This is a genomic window from Embleya hyalina (assembly GCF_003967355.1).
Classification (GTDB): Bacteria; Actinomycetota; Actinomycetes; order Streptomycetales; family Streptomycetaceae; genus Embleya; species Embleya hyalina.
Genome location: NZ_BIFH01000013.1, coordinates 265,493 through 280,460 on the forward strand (window position 1 = coordinate 265,493; position 14,968 = coordinate 280,460).

A 14,968-nucleotide genomic window follows, 5' to 3' on the forward strand; every position below is an offset into this window, starting at 1 on the left:
GATCGCCCCCGGGTGGGTCGGGGCCGTCTCCCGCCGGCCCCGGCCCACCCGCTCAGCCCGCCGTGAGTCGGCGCCAGGGGCGGGAGTCCGCGTCGGCCGGGGTGCCGTCGAGGACGTGGGCGGTGCGGTCGGCCGGCTCCAGGGTGACGGTGGCCAGGCTCGCCCAGCGGGCACCGAGGGGTTGGGCGGGATCCGGGACGCACGTCACCGGCGGCTCGCCCGGCCCGGTCACCAGGAGCCGGGCCAGCCCGGCCGGCGTGGCGGGCGGCTCGGCGCGGGCGAGGCGGGCCCGGACGAAGTCGTAGCGCTCCCCCGAATCGGGCTGGTACAGACGGGACTTCTCCGCCTCGGCGGGCAGCGGCGTCAGGAAGTGGTTGGTGCGCAGCAGGTATCCCTCGGCCGGCTCCGGCCGGATCTCGAATACCCCGACGGGGCTCAGGTCGAGCAGCACGGCCTCGCCCTCGTCGAAGAGCGCGAACGACCCCGACGAGGCGATGGGCGCGCCGCGGATGATCTCGACGGCCTCGGCGACGCCGCCCGCCTCGCCCAGCACGATCGCGGCGAGGACGTGCATCGGCACGCCGCCCACACCGTCGCGCTCGTGGCCGAGGATGTTGAAGTGCAGGGCGAGGCCGGCGCCGTTGACGCCGATCTTGCCGAGGATGCCGTGTTCGGTGATGCCGACGAAGTCGTACCGGCCGCCGCGCGACTCCACCGTGTGCCACAGGTCGCGCAGTTCCACGTGCCAGTCCCAGGTCTGCACGCCGAACGTGCGGGCCGGGCGCCCGGGCTCGGCCGCGACGCTGCGCACGATCGTGGTGCACTCGCCCGGGGGTACGGCCGCGCTGCGGGCCAGGATCTCGGTGCGCGCGTTGAGCGCGGCCACCCGCCACGGGTCGAGGCCGGCGCCGTGCGCGATGCCCTCGATCTCGGCCCGGGCCCCGGCGTGGAAGCGCCCGATCGTGTCGAGGGCGCGTTCGGCGTCGGCACGGACCCGGGCCGGGGTGATGCCGCCGAGCGCGAACAGGCGGTCGTACGCGTCGAGTGCGGCGGGGATGCCGTCGCGCAGTTGTTCGCCGCGGGCAACGCCGCGGGTGTGCGGATCCTCGGCCGCGACCGCCACGTGGCGACGGGGTCGAGGCGATGGCGGGACTTCGAGCGTGGTCACGGGCGTCCTTCCGGGGAGCGCGGGTGGCGGCGGACCTCGCCGCCGACGACGGTGGCCAGTACGACGTTTTCGGGCTGCGCCTCGGGCGCGAGAGCGAGCGGGTCGGCCGCGAAGACGGTGAGATCGGCGAGGAAGCCCGGGGCTATCCGGCCGAGTTCGGCGCCGGCACCGGCGGCGTGGGCGGCGGCGACGGTCATCCCGGCGTAGGACTCGCGGGCGGTGAGCGCCTGATCGGGCTGTACGGGTGCCGAGTTCGGCTCCTCGACGGGGCGGCGCAGTTGGCAGTCGGCGAGGCCGACGCGCGGGTCGCCGGGACCGATCGGCCAGTCCGAGCCCAGTGCCACCACGGCGCCGTGGTCGAGCAGGTCGCGGGTACGCCAGCCGTGCGCGACCCGGTCCGGCCCGATCCGGCGCGACCAGTTGTCGGTCCCGTCGGCGCGGGTGTGCCGGGTGCCGTGCGCGGGCTGGAGGCTTGCCACCACGTCGAGTTCGGCGAACCGGCCGAGGAGATCGTCGGGGATGGACTCGATGTGCTCGATGCGGTGCGGGGCCCGGTCGACCGGACCGACCTCCTCGATCACGTCGAGCGCGAAGCGCACCGCCCGGTCGCCGATCGCGTGGGTCGCGGTCGGGATGCCGCGTTCGGTGAAGAACCGCATCGCGGCGCGGTAGGCGTCGACGTCGCGCCACAGCGGCTCGCGGTTCTCGCCGTGGGTGTCGGGGTGGTCGAACCAGGCGGTGCCGTTGTCGGCGGTGCCGTCGAGCATGAACTTGGCGCCCGCCACGTGCCAGCGCCGACCGCGGCGACCCTGGAGGTCGGCCACGTGCCGCCAGACGTCCGGATCGGAGTCGGCCGGCACGAGCGGGGAGCAGCGGACGCGCAGCGGCAGGTCCCCGTGGGCCTCGATGTGCCGGTACACCGCCTCGGATGGATCGGCGAAGTCGAGCGCGTGCAGCCCGGTCAGACCGCCGGCGGCGAGCAGTTCGAGCCGGTCGCGGACGAACTCCGCGGCCGTGTCCAGGGGTACCTCGGGATAGTGCGCGAACACCAGGTCCATCGCCTGGAGTTCGACGATGTACCCGGTCGGGCGGCCGTCGGGGCCGACCTCGACGGACGAGGCGTCGGTGAAGGTCTCACGGCCGGTCAGGCCGATCAGCTCGACCACGTGCGGGCTGACGACCAGGGCGTGCGCGTCGCGGGTCATCAGGGAGATGGGCACACCGGGGAATCGTTCGCCGAGGACGAGTCCGGTCGGATCGCCGGCGAAGACGTTCACGTCGAGGTCGTAGCCGGTGATCCAGGAGTCGGCGGGCCGTTCCCGTACGGCGCGGGCCAGTCGATCGCAGACCTGGTCGAGGGTGCCGGCGCCGAGCAGGTCCACGCCGCTGCCGATGGAGATCGAACCCCATACGGGATGGGTGTGCACGTCGACGAGGCCGGGCAGGATGGTCGCGCCCGGGAACTCGTGGACGACGGTGTCGGGGCCGCGCAGCGCGGCGATGTCGGCGGCGGTGCCGACGGCGACGATGCGCTCGCCGGTGATGGCGACGGCGTCGGCGCGGTCGAGCGGGTCGGGGGCTTCGGGAGCGGCGGTGGGCTGTTCGAGGTGCCGGGCGAACAGGACGACGTCGGCGTACAAGCGGGTTCCTTCGGTCTTGCCGGGTGTGCGGGGTGCTCGGGGTGCTTGGTGCTTCCGGTTTTTATGGTGTTCGCGGTGTTTCCGGGGTTCCCGGTGTTCGCGGTGCGTTCGGTGCGGGGCTACGCCTTGGGGATCGTGCCGGTCGTGCGGGTGACGCCCCAATAGATCGCCGCGGCCGTGATCATCCCGGACGGGATGGCCAGATCCACGTTCCCCATGGCGGCGGCGATCGGCCCGGTCCAGAAGCTGGTGTCGACGCACATCGTGGAGACGAGGCCGCCGCCGATCAGCGCGAGCACGCCCGCCGGGTGCACGCCGCGGTGGTACCAGAACGGCCCGCCGCGGCGTTGTTCGAGCAGGTCGGCCCCGTGATAGCGGTTGCGGCGCAGGACCAGGTCGGTCACCGCGACCGCCATGCTCGGACCGGTCACCACGACCACGAGTTGGAGCATCGTGTTGACGCTGGTGAGGAAGTCGAAGACGAGGATCGCGTACAGCGTCATCGCGGTGCCCAGTACGCCGATGATCAGTACGGCGGGGATGCGGGCGAGCCGAACGCCGACGGATTGGATGGACAGGCTCGCGCTGTAGGCGGTCATGCCGTTGTTGGTCATCGTGTTGACCACGACCGCGATCACGAAGACGGGGATGAACCAGCCCGGCAGGATGCTTTCCAGCGCGGCCTCGGGGTCGCTCATGTCCAGGCCGGTCGCGGCGAGGGCGCCCACGCCGGTGAAGAGGACGCTGGGCAGATACGCGCCGACGGCGGTCCAGCCGGCGATGGCGTACGGGTTGCTGTCACGCGGCAGGTAGCGGGCCAGGTCGGGGCTGTTGGCGTAGGACAGCGGGGTGGAGGCGACGATGGTGAATCCGGCGCCGAGCACGGTGGCGAGGGCGGCGCCGTGCAGGGGTTCGGCCGGGGTGTACGACCAGTCCGTCTCGGCGAGCACGTGGCCGGTCACCACGATGAACACGACGATCAGGAACACGCTGAGCCCGGAGTACAGGCGCACGATCGTGGCGTATCCGTAGATCGCGATCAGGAGGGTGCCGGCCGCGATGGCGCAGATCACCGCGGCGTCGACGACCGAGTTGTCGGGCAGGCCGTAGCGACCGGCCAGGCCGATGCCGGCGACCGAGGCGGCCGACCAGTTGAGCGCGAGGTAGGCCGCGGCGATCAGCCATCCGCTCAGGACCAGGACCACCTTGTTGCCGACGACGCCGTACATGGCGCGCGAGATCACCGATCCGCTGGTGCCGGCGACCGGGCCGGAGGCGGCGATGACGCCGGTACAGATCCACAGCAGGTTGCCGGTGAGGATGAGCCCGATCGCCTGGGGGAGGGACAGGCCCATGATGATCAGCGTGGCGCCGACGACGAAGCTCAGATAGCTCACGTTCGGGGCGGCCCAGACCGCGAAGAGCCGGCGCGGACGGCCGCCGCGTTCCTCCGCGGGGACCTGGTCGATGCCCCGGGTCTCCCGGTGTCCGGCGGCTCCGGCGCCGGGTGTCTCGTGTGGTCTCTCGTCGGGGACGCGCTTGGTGATGGTCATCGAGCCCTCTCGGGTCGGCCGGCCACGCCGGTTATTGGTCGCATGGCCAACTGGCTAATGGTCGCACATCCAATAAGCTGTCGGCCATGGCGTCAAGACCCCAACCCACCCGCGTTCGCAAGCTGCCCGACGAGCGCCGCGCGGAGATCCTGCGCACCGCCGCGCGGATCGCGCTCGAGGAGGGCCTGGAACGCATCACGCTGCGCCGGGTCGCCGACGAGTTGGGGGTGCGGCCGGGACTGATCGGCCACTACTTCCCGGCCGCGGACACCCTGGTCGCCGAGGCGTTCACGGACGCGGCGACCAGGGAGCGCGACACGTTGTTGCCGGCGGACGAGGAGGGGCTGGCGCCGATCGACCGGCTGGCCCGGTTCCTGGTGCGGCTGGCCGACGGGACGTATCTCGACCTGAGCCGGCTGTGGCTGAACGCCCGCCACCTCAGCCGATTCAAGGAGGGCCTGCGCGAAGCGGTCGGCGCCCAGGAGACGGTGACCCGTACCGCGCTCACCGCGCTGATCGAAGCGGGCGTCGTGGCGGGGGAGTTCGACACCGACGACGCCCTCGGCGCGGCCCTGCACATCCTGGTCACCGTCGACGGTCTCGGCTCCTACGCCAACGCCGACGCCGACATCGACGTCAGGCTCGACCATCCGGCGCTCGACGACATGGCGATCACCACGGCGGAACACGAACTCGGCCTGGGTCGGGGCACGTTGCGGGCTCGACTCTGACGGGAGCGGTCGCGTCGGGCTGGGTGGCACCCGGAAACCCGGTTGCCGGGAGCGGTGCGGGCGGCGGAGGATTTCGCCATGTCACAGGCCACGTCCGGGGGTTCCGCGTTGCGGCCGTACCCGAAGATGTCCGCGAAGGCGCGGCCCGGGGCGGGCGGCGGTCGTGAGTGGGTGGCGACGGAGAAGGTGCACGGGGCGCATTTCGCGGTGGTGTGCGATGGCTCCGGGGTGCGGCCGGCCAAGCGGCGCGAACTGCTGTCCGACGAACTGCTGGACGACTTCTTCGGGGTTGCCGGGATCTGGCCGGGGTTGGCCGTGGGCGCGGCGCGGTTCGCCGCGTCATTGCGGGCGGTGTGGGGTGAGGCGGCCTCGGTGACCGTGTACGGCGAGCTGGCCGGTGGTTGCTACCCGCATCCGGACGTCCCGGCCGATCCCGCCTGCGAGCCGGTGCAGACCGGTGTCTGGTACGCACCCGACCTGCACTGGTTGGTGTTCGACGCGGCGGTCGAGACGGCGGACGGGCGGTGCTGGATCGCGGACCGCGCGGTGCGGGCGGGTGCGGCCGACGCGGGGCTGCGCTGTGTGCCGGCGCTCGGGCACGGCTCGGCGCACGCGCTCGGGGATCTGTCGTGTGTGTTCGCGAGTCTGGTCCCCGGGCTGCTCGGGCTGCCCCGCCTCGAGGACAACCTCGCCGAGGGGTATGTGCTCAAGCCGGCCGGGGAGTGGTGGGAGCGCGATGTGGCCCGCCCGGTGGTGAAGGTGAAGCAGGACGGCTTCGCCGAGGACCGCCGCTTCGCCGGTTCCCGCCCGTACCTGGCACCGCCGGAGGGCGCGGCCGGGGTGCCGGCGTGGTTGCTGGTCCGGGCCGCGACGCTGCTCACGCCGACCCGCGCCGCCGCGGCGGTGAGCAAACTCGGGCCCCGGGCGCCCCTCGACGCGGTGGCCGGGGAGATCTGCCACGACGCGGCGGAGGAGATCGCCGACGCGGTGGGCGGCCTGCCGGACGCGCAACTGCGGAGCCTGGCCCGGGCGCTGGAGCCGGGAGCCCGCGCGCTCGCCCGCTTCGACGCCGCCGAACGCCGGGGTGTGCGCGGCGGGCGGGGTCCGGGCTGAGCGGTGTGGGTGGGCTTGGGGGCGGGGCGGGCCGATTGCCGGTTCGCCCCGCCCCGCCCGTCGGACTCAGCAGCTCAGGTTGTTCCCGGGTGTGGTGCCCAGGATCGACACGAACGACTGGTAGCTGTTGATCCGGCTCTGCACCTGCGCGGGATTGCCGCCGTTGCATTCCAACGAGCCGTTGATGCTGCGGATGGTCTCGCCGAAGCCCGCGCCGTTGACCATCGCGTTGTGCGGGGTCATGGTGCCCGGCCCGTTCTGGGTGTTCCAGTACCAGAGGCCGGTCTGCCAGGCGACGGCCGGGTCGTTCTGGACCAGGTTGGGATTGTTCAGCAGGTCGATGCCCAGCGCGTCACCCGCCGCCTTGTAGTTGAAGTTCCAGCTCAGTTGGATCGGGCCGCGTCCGTAGTAGGCGGCCTGGCCCGCGGGGCATCCGTAGGGCCGACCGGCGTCGCAGTAGTGCGGGTAGTTGGCGGTGTTCTGTTCGACGATGTGGACGAGGCCGCCGGTCTCGTGATTGACGTTGGCCAGGAACGCCGCCGCCTCCTGCTTGCGCACCGTGTCGCTGCCGGTCTTGGCGAAGCCCGGGTAGGAGCCGAGCGCGGCGGTCAGGCCGGCGTACGTGTAGAACGGGTTCCGGTTCGGGAACATGCGCTCGAACTGCGCCTGGCTCACCACGAAGTCGCCGGGATTGCCGCCGTTGCCGCCCGTGCTGCCGTCGGTGGTGGATCCCGTGGTGCTTCCGGTGGTCGATCCGGTGGTCGATCCGCCGCACGAGTACGGCTCCCAGTACCAGGTGCTGATCACCGGGTCGTAGCCCGGGTTGGCGTTCTTGGCCCGGTAGTGATTGCCGTTGGTGTAGCGCACCACGTCACCGACCGCGTAGGACCGGCCGGCGACCCAGTCCGGGTAGGTACAGGTGCCGCCACCGCCGGTCGCACCACCCGTGGAGCCGCCGGTGGTGCCACCGCCGCCTCCGCACGCGCCCTGGTCCGCCCATACGTCGGTGGTCCCGGGGGTCTCGCCCTGGGTCCACCACTTGGCGCCCCAGTTGTGGCCGTTGTACGAGGCGGTCGCGCCGCCGGTGTAGACGGCCGACGCGTTCCATCCGGCCGCGCAACTCGCGGCGGCGGCGGTCGAGGCGAAGGGCAGAGCCGCCGCCCCCATGCCCACGATCGCGATGGCCAACAGGAATCCGATGATTCGTTTTCTCGCCATGGAAAAGCCCACTCCCCGGCGCGCGAAACACGCCGCGCCTGATCGACGGAAGTACCTGTGCGGGTACTTCGACTGCCGTGCCGGGACCGGCGCCTGCCTCGTTCGAGGCCCCTGGACGGGCTGGTGTGGGGCTACTCAATACCAGTGGTCTATACCAGTCAAGAGTTTGCGCCGTTCGTCCCGGGAACGACCGCGTCCCACACGACCGTTGGTTGCGGTCGTGTGGGACGCGGGGTGATCCGGTGGGCTCTACCGTGCCCGATGTGGCATGCGGGGGGTTACAGGGCGCGGCACTGGTCGGACTTCGGTCCGGAGACCTTGTTGGGGATGCCTCCGTTGGTGGGCGGCGGGGTGTTGAGGCGGCAACTCAGGGGGCCGCCGACGGTGTTGCCGGCGAGCACCGTGATGCCCCGGTTGAGGCTCAGGTCGGCCGGGCCGCCCAGCTCGGACCACAGGAGCATGGCCGGGCCGGTGCCGCCGCTTGCCGCGATCGGGCCGCCGACGGTGGTGTCGGTCAGGATGAGGACGGTCGCGCCGTGGGCGGAAATCGGGCCGGTGACCGTGGAGCCGGTGGCGACCAGGCCGGCGCCGGGCCGGACCAGGATCGGGCCCTTGACCGTGGCGTTGTCCAGGCACGTGACGCCCGACGTGACGGCCAGGGGCTTGGCGGTGCTGCCGCGGATCGTGGTGGTGCAGGCGGCCGGGTCGAAGTCGCCCACCTTGACCCGCTGTTCGGCCTTGACGCCGCCGACGGTGACGGTGAGCGTGGCCACGCCGGGGCGCAGGCCGGTCAGGGTGGCGTAGGTCGGGTCGTAGGCCGCGATCGCGCCGCGCGGTGCGGACGCCGGCGCGCCGATGTGTACGCCGGTGCCGCTCCACTGGGCGGTGACCGGCCAGGCGACCGGGACGGTGCGGCCGTCCTGGACCATCGTGGTGGTGACCGGTTGGGTGTTCAGGACGCCCAGCGTGGCCGGGGCCCGGAGGGCGACCGACTCCGCGTACGGCTTGACCTCGGCGCGCAGCCACGCGGCGTCGTCGGTCGGTACCGCGAACGGGTCGGTGACGCGGCCCTTGGCGGGGTCGATGCCGAGCATGGTCCAGCCGGTGAAGCCGCCGCGGTCGGGCTCGGCGGCCGGGCCCTTGCTCGAGTTGCCGTTGATCAGGTACGGGACGCCGTCGACGCTCGCGGCGTGGAACGCGCCGACGTGGCCGCTGACCATCGCCGCCGACTTGCCGCTGTCGGCCCGGAACGCGCCGAGCCACTGCTCGACCATGCGGGCTTCCTTGCGGTCGCCGAGTTGGCTGCCCTTGTCCGGCAGGGGGTCGTTGGTGGGGTGGTGGTCGAACAGCAGCAGGCCGGTGATGTTGGGGTCCTTCGCCGCGTCGTCCAGCGCCTTGCGCAGCCCGGCGACCTGTTCGAAGCCGCCGCCGCGCAGCGTGCCCATGGAGCTGTCGACGGTGACGAAGCGGGTGCCCTTGTGGTCGAACACCTTCGAGGTCTCGCCGAAGGCGGCCTTGAAGTTGGCGATGTTCCCGGGGCCCATCACCTCGTGGTTGCCGGGCACGTAGTGCCACGGGATGCTGCGGTTGGTGTACTGGTCGAACTCGTCGAGCAGCTTGCGGGCGAGGGCGAAGTCCTCGGGCGAGGCCTCGTCCACGAAGTCGCCGGTGATCACCATGAACTCCGGCTTGGCCGCCGCTACTTCGCGCAGCGTGCGCTGCGCGTCCCGCACCCGGTCGCTGTTCGGGTCGCGGGCCACGAACTGGGCGTCGGACATCACCGCCACGCGCAGCGGCTTGGCGTCGACGGTGCCGTTGGTGAGGATCACCGGGTCCTTGACGTACGGCTGCTTGGGCAGTTGCACGTCCGGCGGCACCTGCACCCGCAGGTCGCTCAGGCCGAGCCGCCCGGTGTACTGGCGGTCCGCGTTGGTCTCCATCAGCCGGAACCGCTGGAAGGTGAGCGGGTATTGCACCCCGGCCGGGACCGGGAACTCGACCTTTTGCCAGCCCTTCCAGGTGACCATCGGGGCGTCGAGGTTGGACACCACGCCCGCCGCCGTCCGGTACTGGATGCGTGGCCAGGCACCGTTGCCGTCGCCCTCGATCCACATCGTGAGCGCACGCGGCTGGCCGGGCAGGACGATGCCCTCGGGCGCGATGGCGTACTGGCCGCGGGTGCCGGTCGACCGGGTGAAGTCGTAGGCCAGGGACAGACCCGGCTTGCCGTCCGGCCCGGGCGCGGGGGCGACCGAGCCGCCGGGGGCGCGGTCGTTGCCCGACGTCCAGGCGGCGGCGTTCGAGAAGTCGGCGAAGGACTTCTCGGTCATGCCGACGGTGACCGCGACGGCGGTCTCCAGACTGCCGACGGTGAGCTTGAGGGTGGCCGAGCGGCCGTCGGCGAGCGCCTTGAGGTTCAGCGTGCCGTCGGGGGCGGGGGTGACCTCGACGATGCCCTCGCCGCCGGTGACCTTGACGTCGGCCGCCTCGACGGGCGCCGCGTGGCCGGTGGCGTCGTAACCGGTGACCGCCAGGTGCGTGGAGGCGCCGGGAGCGGCCAGGCCGACCGGGTCGTCGCCGGCGGTGACGCGCACCGGTTCGCCGAGCACGGTCAGCGGCAGCTTCGCGTCCTCGGCGCCCTTGGCCTTGATCGTCACCGACGCCGGGCCGGGCGCGCGACCGGTCACCACCGCCTCGGTGCCGGTGCCGGCCACGGTCAGCTTCGCGGCCGTGTCCGTCGACCACTTCGGCTTGGGCACCGCGCCCTTGACCGCGCCGAACGACTCGTCGTGCGGCAGCGCGCGTACGGTCCGGTGCAGCCCGGGGAACATCCGCACGCCGGTGTCGACGGTCGGGACCGGCCGCAGCCGGAAGCCGCGCGTCTCGCCGGAGCCCGGGGTGGTGAACAGGCCCAGGCCGTTGGCCACCGGCCGTTCGCCGCCGTTGTCCGACGGGCTGCTCACCACACCGGACTGCGCCTGTCCGGGCAGTCGCGCGACCATGTCGGCGGAGCCGCCGCCGTCCATGTTGAGCGCGTTGTGCGCGCCCATGTCCCGCATCAACACGGCCAGGTTGGTGAGGTTGATGCCCGGGCTGTCGGCCTGGCGACCGTCGATGGTGACCAGGTACATGCGCCTGCCGTCGGCCGAGAAGCCCACGGCGGTGCGGGCGTTGGGCTCGTTGCCGTCGTTCTCGCCGGACTCGGTCGCGACCCCGTCGCGGACCAGGACCTGGTAGCCGCCGACCGCGACCGCGACCTCGCCGAAGGAGGCGCGCGGCTTGTAGCCGATGCCGACCGGGTCGCCGGCCTTGAGCTCGCGCAGCCGGTCGGCGCCGCCTTCGCGGCCGATCAGCAGCGTGGTGCCGTCGGCGATCGGCCCGCCGCCGAGCCTGTCGCGCACCGCGACGACGCGGCCCTCGCGGATCTCGACCTCGACCACGTTGCCCGAGCCGCCCGCGACATGCGCCAGGGACGCGTTGCCCCACGCCGAGGTGAACACGCCGACGCCGCCCTCGGGCAGGCCGTAGGTGTTGACGCCCGACAGCGGCACCTCCCGGCCGCCGGGCAGCGTGGCATTGCCCTCCAGGAACACCTGTGCCATCCGGGCCAGTCCGTCGGTACCGACGGTCACGGCCTGGTTCCAGCCCTCGATCGGCGCGTGGATCAGGCCCTTGTTGCGCGAGACGCCGGCGCCGAGCGGGGCCTCGGAGGCGTTCATGTCGAAGTAGTCGCCGTTGATGGCGGCGACGGCCCCCGCGTTGCGGGCCTGCTCGGACACGGTCTGCCGGGTCGTCACCTTGCCCGAGGACAGGTAGTCGACGCTCAGGCCCTTGGTGTTCAGGTCGGCGACCAAAACGTTTCCGCGGATCCAGCCGGCCCGGCCGATGCGATCGAAGGACGTCCGGGTCAGGCCGGGAGCGATCGGGGTGACCTCACGGCGGGTGACGACGGACTCGCCGGGACGGTCGAGCACGAGGCCGTCGGCGGCGCCGCCCGCCTGCGGCTTCGCGGCGGTCCGCGGCGCCTCGTCGGCCAGGGCCGCGGGGGCGGCCGCGGTGAGGCCGGCCACGAGCAGGGTGGTCAGGGCGAGCGCGGCCGCCGCCGGGCGGCGGCGGGCCGGGCGTACGCCCATGCGGGGTGGTGACACGGGGACTTCAGCTCCTCAACGCATGCGAGGATCCACCGATCGGAGCACGGCGGCGCGACCTCGCGAAATGGCTCGGCCCGGTCGAGACCACCGGGCCACAGGCAGCCAATCGCGGTCGAGGGGCCCGAATGCCACGTTCCGGTTAACCGGTTGTCGCCCGAGGGAGAACACCGTCCACGACTCCGCAGGAATGGGGCGCATCGGCCGGAGCCGGGCGGGCGGGTCAGGAATGGGGCGCGGTTGTCGGTCCCGGGCCGTCGGGTTCGGGGAGTTCGTCCGCGAGTTCCTGGAAGACGGTGATGTGCAGATCGGCGGGTGCGTCGAGCCTGGAGTTCAGCGACCGCCACGGCGTGACGGTAGGGGGCGCGACCGGGATGGCGCCCGCGTCGACGAGGCGATCGGTCACGGCCCGGCCGTCGGCGACCTCGAAGGCGACCCGGATCCGGGGCGCCACCGGGCGGCCGACCTCGACGTCGTCGATCATCCGCTTCTGCTGCGGATTGGCGATCTCCAACGTGGCCCGACCGGCGTCGAGAATCGCGACACGGGCACCCCCGTCCCCGGAATAGGCCGCCTCCTCGGGCAGGCCGAGGGCGTCACGGTAGAAGGCGAGCGCGGCGTCGAAGTCGTCGGCCTCGACGACGAGACGCAGTTGGCGTACGGGGTTTGCCGGTGCCGGTGCCGGTGCCGGTGCCGGTGCCGGTGACGACGGCGACGGCGATGGCGATGGCGATGGTGACGACGGCGATGGCGATGGTGCCTGCGGGGGTTCTGGGTGCGTCATGGTCGTTCTCTCTCGGGGTGAAATGGGCCGAACAGCCCCACTATTGCGACACCCGTCTCGAAAGCCTCGACAACGCGCCGAAAATACGATCGTCATCAAGATCCTTCGTGATGGTCCGCGAGCTCGCCGGGCGGCGTATGTCGGGTGTCTTGACCGGGCTTTCATACGCGGCCTAGCTTGTTTGGCACCAAACAATCTCCGGAGGAGAACGGTATGGATCTGCGCCACTGGCTCGAGGCCGCCGTGACATCCAACGAGCATTGGGCCGCCGGGTTCGGGTCCTACCGGAGCCATCCGGCCCTGGAGGTCGACGACGAACGGTTCGCCGAGGTCTTCGCCACATTCACCGAGCGGCTGACGGACAACTACCCCTTTTTCCACCCGCGTTACGCCGGCCAGATGCTCAAGCCGCCGCATCCGGCGGCGGTCGCGGGCTATCTCGCCGCGATGCTGATCAACCCCAACAACCACGCCCTGGACGGTGGACCCGCGACCGCCGAGATGGAACGCGAGGTCGTACAGCGGCTCGCCGACATGTTCGGGTACGACACCCACCTCGGGCACCTCACCACCAGCGGGACGATCGCCAACCTCGAAGCGCTCTTCGTGGCGCGCGAACTCCACCCCGGGAAGGGCATCGCCTACAGCACCGAGGCCCACTACACCCACGGGCGCATGTGCGGCGTGCTCGGCGTGGAGGGCCACTCCGTACCGGTGGACGACCTCGGCCGCATGGACCTCGACGCGCTGGAGGAACTGCTGCGGACCGGACGGGTCGGTACGGTCGTGCTCACCGCGGGCACCACCGGCCTCGGCGCCGTCGAACCGATCCACGAGGCATTGGAGTTGCGCGAGCGTTACGGCGTACGGATCCATGTCGACGCCGCTTATGGGGGATTCTTCACCCTGCTCGCCGGGCTGGACGGCCCCGAGGGGTTGCCGGCCGCGCCGTGGCGGGCGATCGCCGAGTGCGACTCGATCGTGGTGGACCCGCACAAGCACGCCCTCCAGCCTTACGGGTGCGGGGCCGTGCTGTTCCGCGACCCGTCGGTCGGCCGGTTCTATCTGCACGACTCGCCCTACACCTACTTCACCTCCGAGGAGTTGCACCTCGGCGAGATCAGCCTGGAGTGTTCACGCGCGGGCGCGGCGGCGGCCGCCCTGTGGCTGACCTTCCAACTCCTGCCGCCCACCCGGGAAGGCCTGGGGCGCTCGCTGGCGGCCGGCCGACGTGCGGCGCTGCGCTGGGCGGAGTTGATCGAGCGGTCGGACCGGCTGGAGCTGTACCAACCCCCGGAGTTGGACATCGTGACCTATTTCCCGATCACCGAGCCGCACACCCTCTCGCGGATCGACGAGGCCGGCGTCCGCATCCTGCACGAGGGCATGCGCGACAGCGACGACCCGATCTTCCTGAGCACACTCCGAATAGACGCCGAACGCCTGATAACCCGCCACCCGAAACTCACCGCCGACGCGAACGGAGCCCGCATCCTCCGCAGCGTACTGATGAAGCCGGAGTCGGAAGACTACGTAACCCACCTCCACGCCCGAGTGGAACAACTCGCCGGCCCATGACCCGGAGGCATGTCCGCGCCGCGCGGCTGCGCCACGGCTCCGCGCTTCGCCGAAGAGGGCGCCCGGGCCGGGTCCTCGGGGGGCCTTGCCGGGTGGGGTGGGTGTGTTCGGCGGGCGGTGTGCTTGTGGTTGCGGGGGCCTGGTGCGGGGTTGGTCCGGGACGTGGGGTGGGCCGCCGCCGGCGTGCGGGGCTCGGAGGCTGAGGCTTCCGACGAGGCGGGCGCTTTGGTCGGCGAAAACCAGCCTGCAGCGGCGGGGAGGGGGAGGGGGTCGGGTCGGGTCTGCCGCCGGGCCTTCCCGAGTGGGCCGGGTTCCGTCCGGCGAGAGTTGCGCCTCGGGTTGCGGGGGGCTGGTGCGGGGTTGGTCCGGGACGTGGGGTGGGCCGCCGCCGGCGTGCGGGGCTCGGAGGCTGAGGCCTCCGACGAGACGACCGCCTTGGTCGGCGAAAACCAGCCTGCAGCGGCGGGGAGGGCAGGTGCCCGGGTCCAGTCTGCCGAGTGGCCTTCCCGAGTGGGTCGGGGCGGTTCGGGGACGTTGGGAGAGGAGTTGGGGTTCGAAACCGGATCGCGAGGGGCGGTTGTGACTTTCGAGCCTTGGTGACCTGCGGTTATGCGAGGTCGAGACGGAAAGTCGGGCATCGAGTGTCGGTTTCGTGCGCTCCAACCCCCTCGACGCTGGTGTGGAGGCCGAAACTGCTCAGTGGAAGCCGACTTCGCGTGCCGCGACCTCACGAAGGCCGTCGAGGAGACCGAAAGTGCCCAGTGAGAACCGAAACCGGATCCCGAGGCGCTCCAGGTGGCTTCCCTGCGCACTGACCTGCGAGTTTCTCTCCCATCGAGGCTCCAGCACTCCACGCGATCCGGTTTCGTGAACCGCCGTCACCCACATACCCACCGCCCGCCGGACACGACCCGACCCGCTCGGGAAGGTTCGGCGGCAGACTCGACCCGACCCCCTCTCCCTGCCCGCCGCTGCAGGCTGGTTTTCGCCGACCAAGGCGCCCGTCTCGTCGAAGGCTTCGGGTCTCGGAGCCTC

At 72.0% G+C, this 14,968-nt stretch carries 11 protein-coding genes; 4 read left to right on the plus strand and 7 right to left on the minus strand.

Annotation, left to right across the window (positions count from 1 at the left end):
- Positions 1-52: 52 nt before the first annotated feature.
- The 3 genes from EMA17_RS01245 to EMA17_RS01255 form a co-directional block, all read right to left on the minus strand.
- The gene (locus EMA17_RS01245; RefSeq protein WP_126634962.1) at positions 53-1,168 is read right to left on the minus strand and encodes a C45 family autoproteolytic acyltransferase/hydrolase; all 1,116 of its coding nucleotides are present in this window, start codon (positions 1,166-1,168) and stop codon (positions 53-55) included.
- Complete coding sequence (locus EMA17_RS01250) at positions 1,165-2,808, minus strand: amidohydrolase (RefSeq protein ID WP_246126380.1); 1,644 nt, start codon at positions 2,806-2,808, stop codon at positions 1,165-1,167. Before EMA17_RS01250 ends, EMA17_RS01245 begins: the two co-directional genes overlap by 4 nt.
- A 119-nt stretch (positions 2,809-2,927) precedes the next feature.
- Positions 2,928-4,361: a purine-cytosine permease family protein gene (locus tag EMA17_RS01255; RefSeq protein ID WP_126634963.1), complete on the minus strand. Its 1,434-nt coding sequence runs from the start codon at positions 4,359-4,361 to the stop codon at positions 2,928-2,930.
- 86 nt (positions 4,362-4,447) lie between these two features.
- Between EMA17_RS01255 and EMA17_RS01260 the strand changes: the two genes are divergently transcribed.
- Together EMA17_RS01260 and EMA17_RS01265 are read left to right on the plus strand one after the other, a co-directional pair.
- Positions 4,448-5,092, plus strand: coding sequence for a TetR family transcriptional regulator (locus EMA17_RS01260; protein WP_170222079.1), 645 nt, complete (start codon positions 4,448-4,450; stop codon positions 5,090-5,092).
- Positions 5,093-5,170: 78 nt separating this feature from the next.
- Positions 5,171-6,205, plus strand: coding sequence for an RNA ligase family protein (locus EMA17_RS01265; protein WP_126634964.1), 1,035 nt, complete (start codon positions 5,171-5,173; stop codon positions 6,203-6,205).
- Positions 6,206-6,271: 66 nt separating this feature from the next.
- Here EMA17_RS01265 and EMA17_RS01270 read toward each other — a convergent pair whose 3' ends face one another.
- From EMA17_RS01270 to EMA17_RS01280, 3 genes are all read right to left on the minus strand, one after another.
- A complete protein-coding gene (locus tag EMA17_RS01270; RefSeq protein WP_126634965.1) occupies positions 6,272-7,423 on the minus strand; it encodes a glycoside hydrolase family 19 protein in 1,152 nt (383 codons plus the stop codon).
- Positions 7,424-7,701: 278 nt separating this feature from the next.
- A complete protein-coding gene (locus tag EMA17_RS01275; RefSeq protein ID WP_126634966.1) occupies positions 7,702-11,571 on the minus strand; it encodes a phosphodiester glycosidase family protein in 3,870 nt (1,289 codons plus the stop codon).
- Between the two features lie 223 nt (positions 11,572-11,794).
- On the minus strand, positions 11,795-12,223 hold the full coding sequence (locus tag EMA17_RS01280) for a VOC family protein (protein ID WP_126635516.1): 429 nt from the start codon (positions 12,221-12,223) through the stop codon (positions 11,795-11,797).
- Between the two features lie 20 nt (positions 12,224-12,243).
- Here EMA17_RS01280 and EMA17_RS52480 point away from each other — a divergent pair, with 20 nt between their 5' ends.
- Together EMA17_RS52480 and EMA17_RS01285 are read left to right on the plus strand one after the other, a co-directional pair.
- Positions 12,244-12,531, plus strand: a complete 288-nt coding sequence (locus EMA17_RS52480) for a hypothetical protein (RefSeq protein ID WP_170222073.1) — start codon at positions 12,244-12,246, stop codon at positions 12,529-12,531.
- Between the two features lie 37 nt (positions 12,532-12,568).
- Complete coding sequence (locus tag EMA17_RS01285; RefSeq protein WP_126634967.1) at positions 12,569-13,933, plus strand: pyridoxal phosphate-dependent decarboxylase family protein; 1,365 nt, start codon at positions 12,569-12,571, stop codon at positions 13,931-13,933.
- A 696-nt stretch (positions 13,934-14,629) separates the two neighbouring features.
- Here EMA17_RS01285 and EMA17_RS53200 read toward each other — a convergent pair.
- A partial coding sequence (locus EMA17_RS53200) for a hypothetical protein (RefSeq protein WP_218042583.1) occupies positions 14,630-14,968 on the minus strand: 339 nt, incomplete at its 5' end.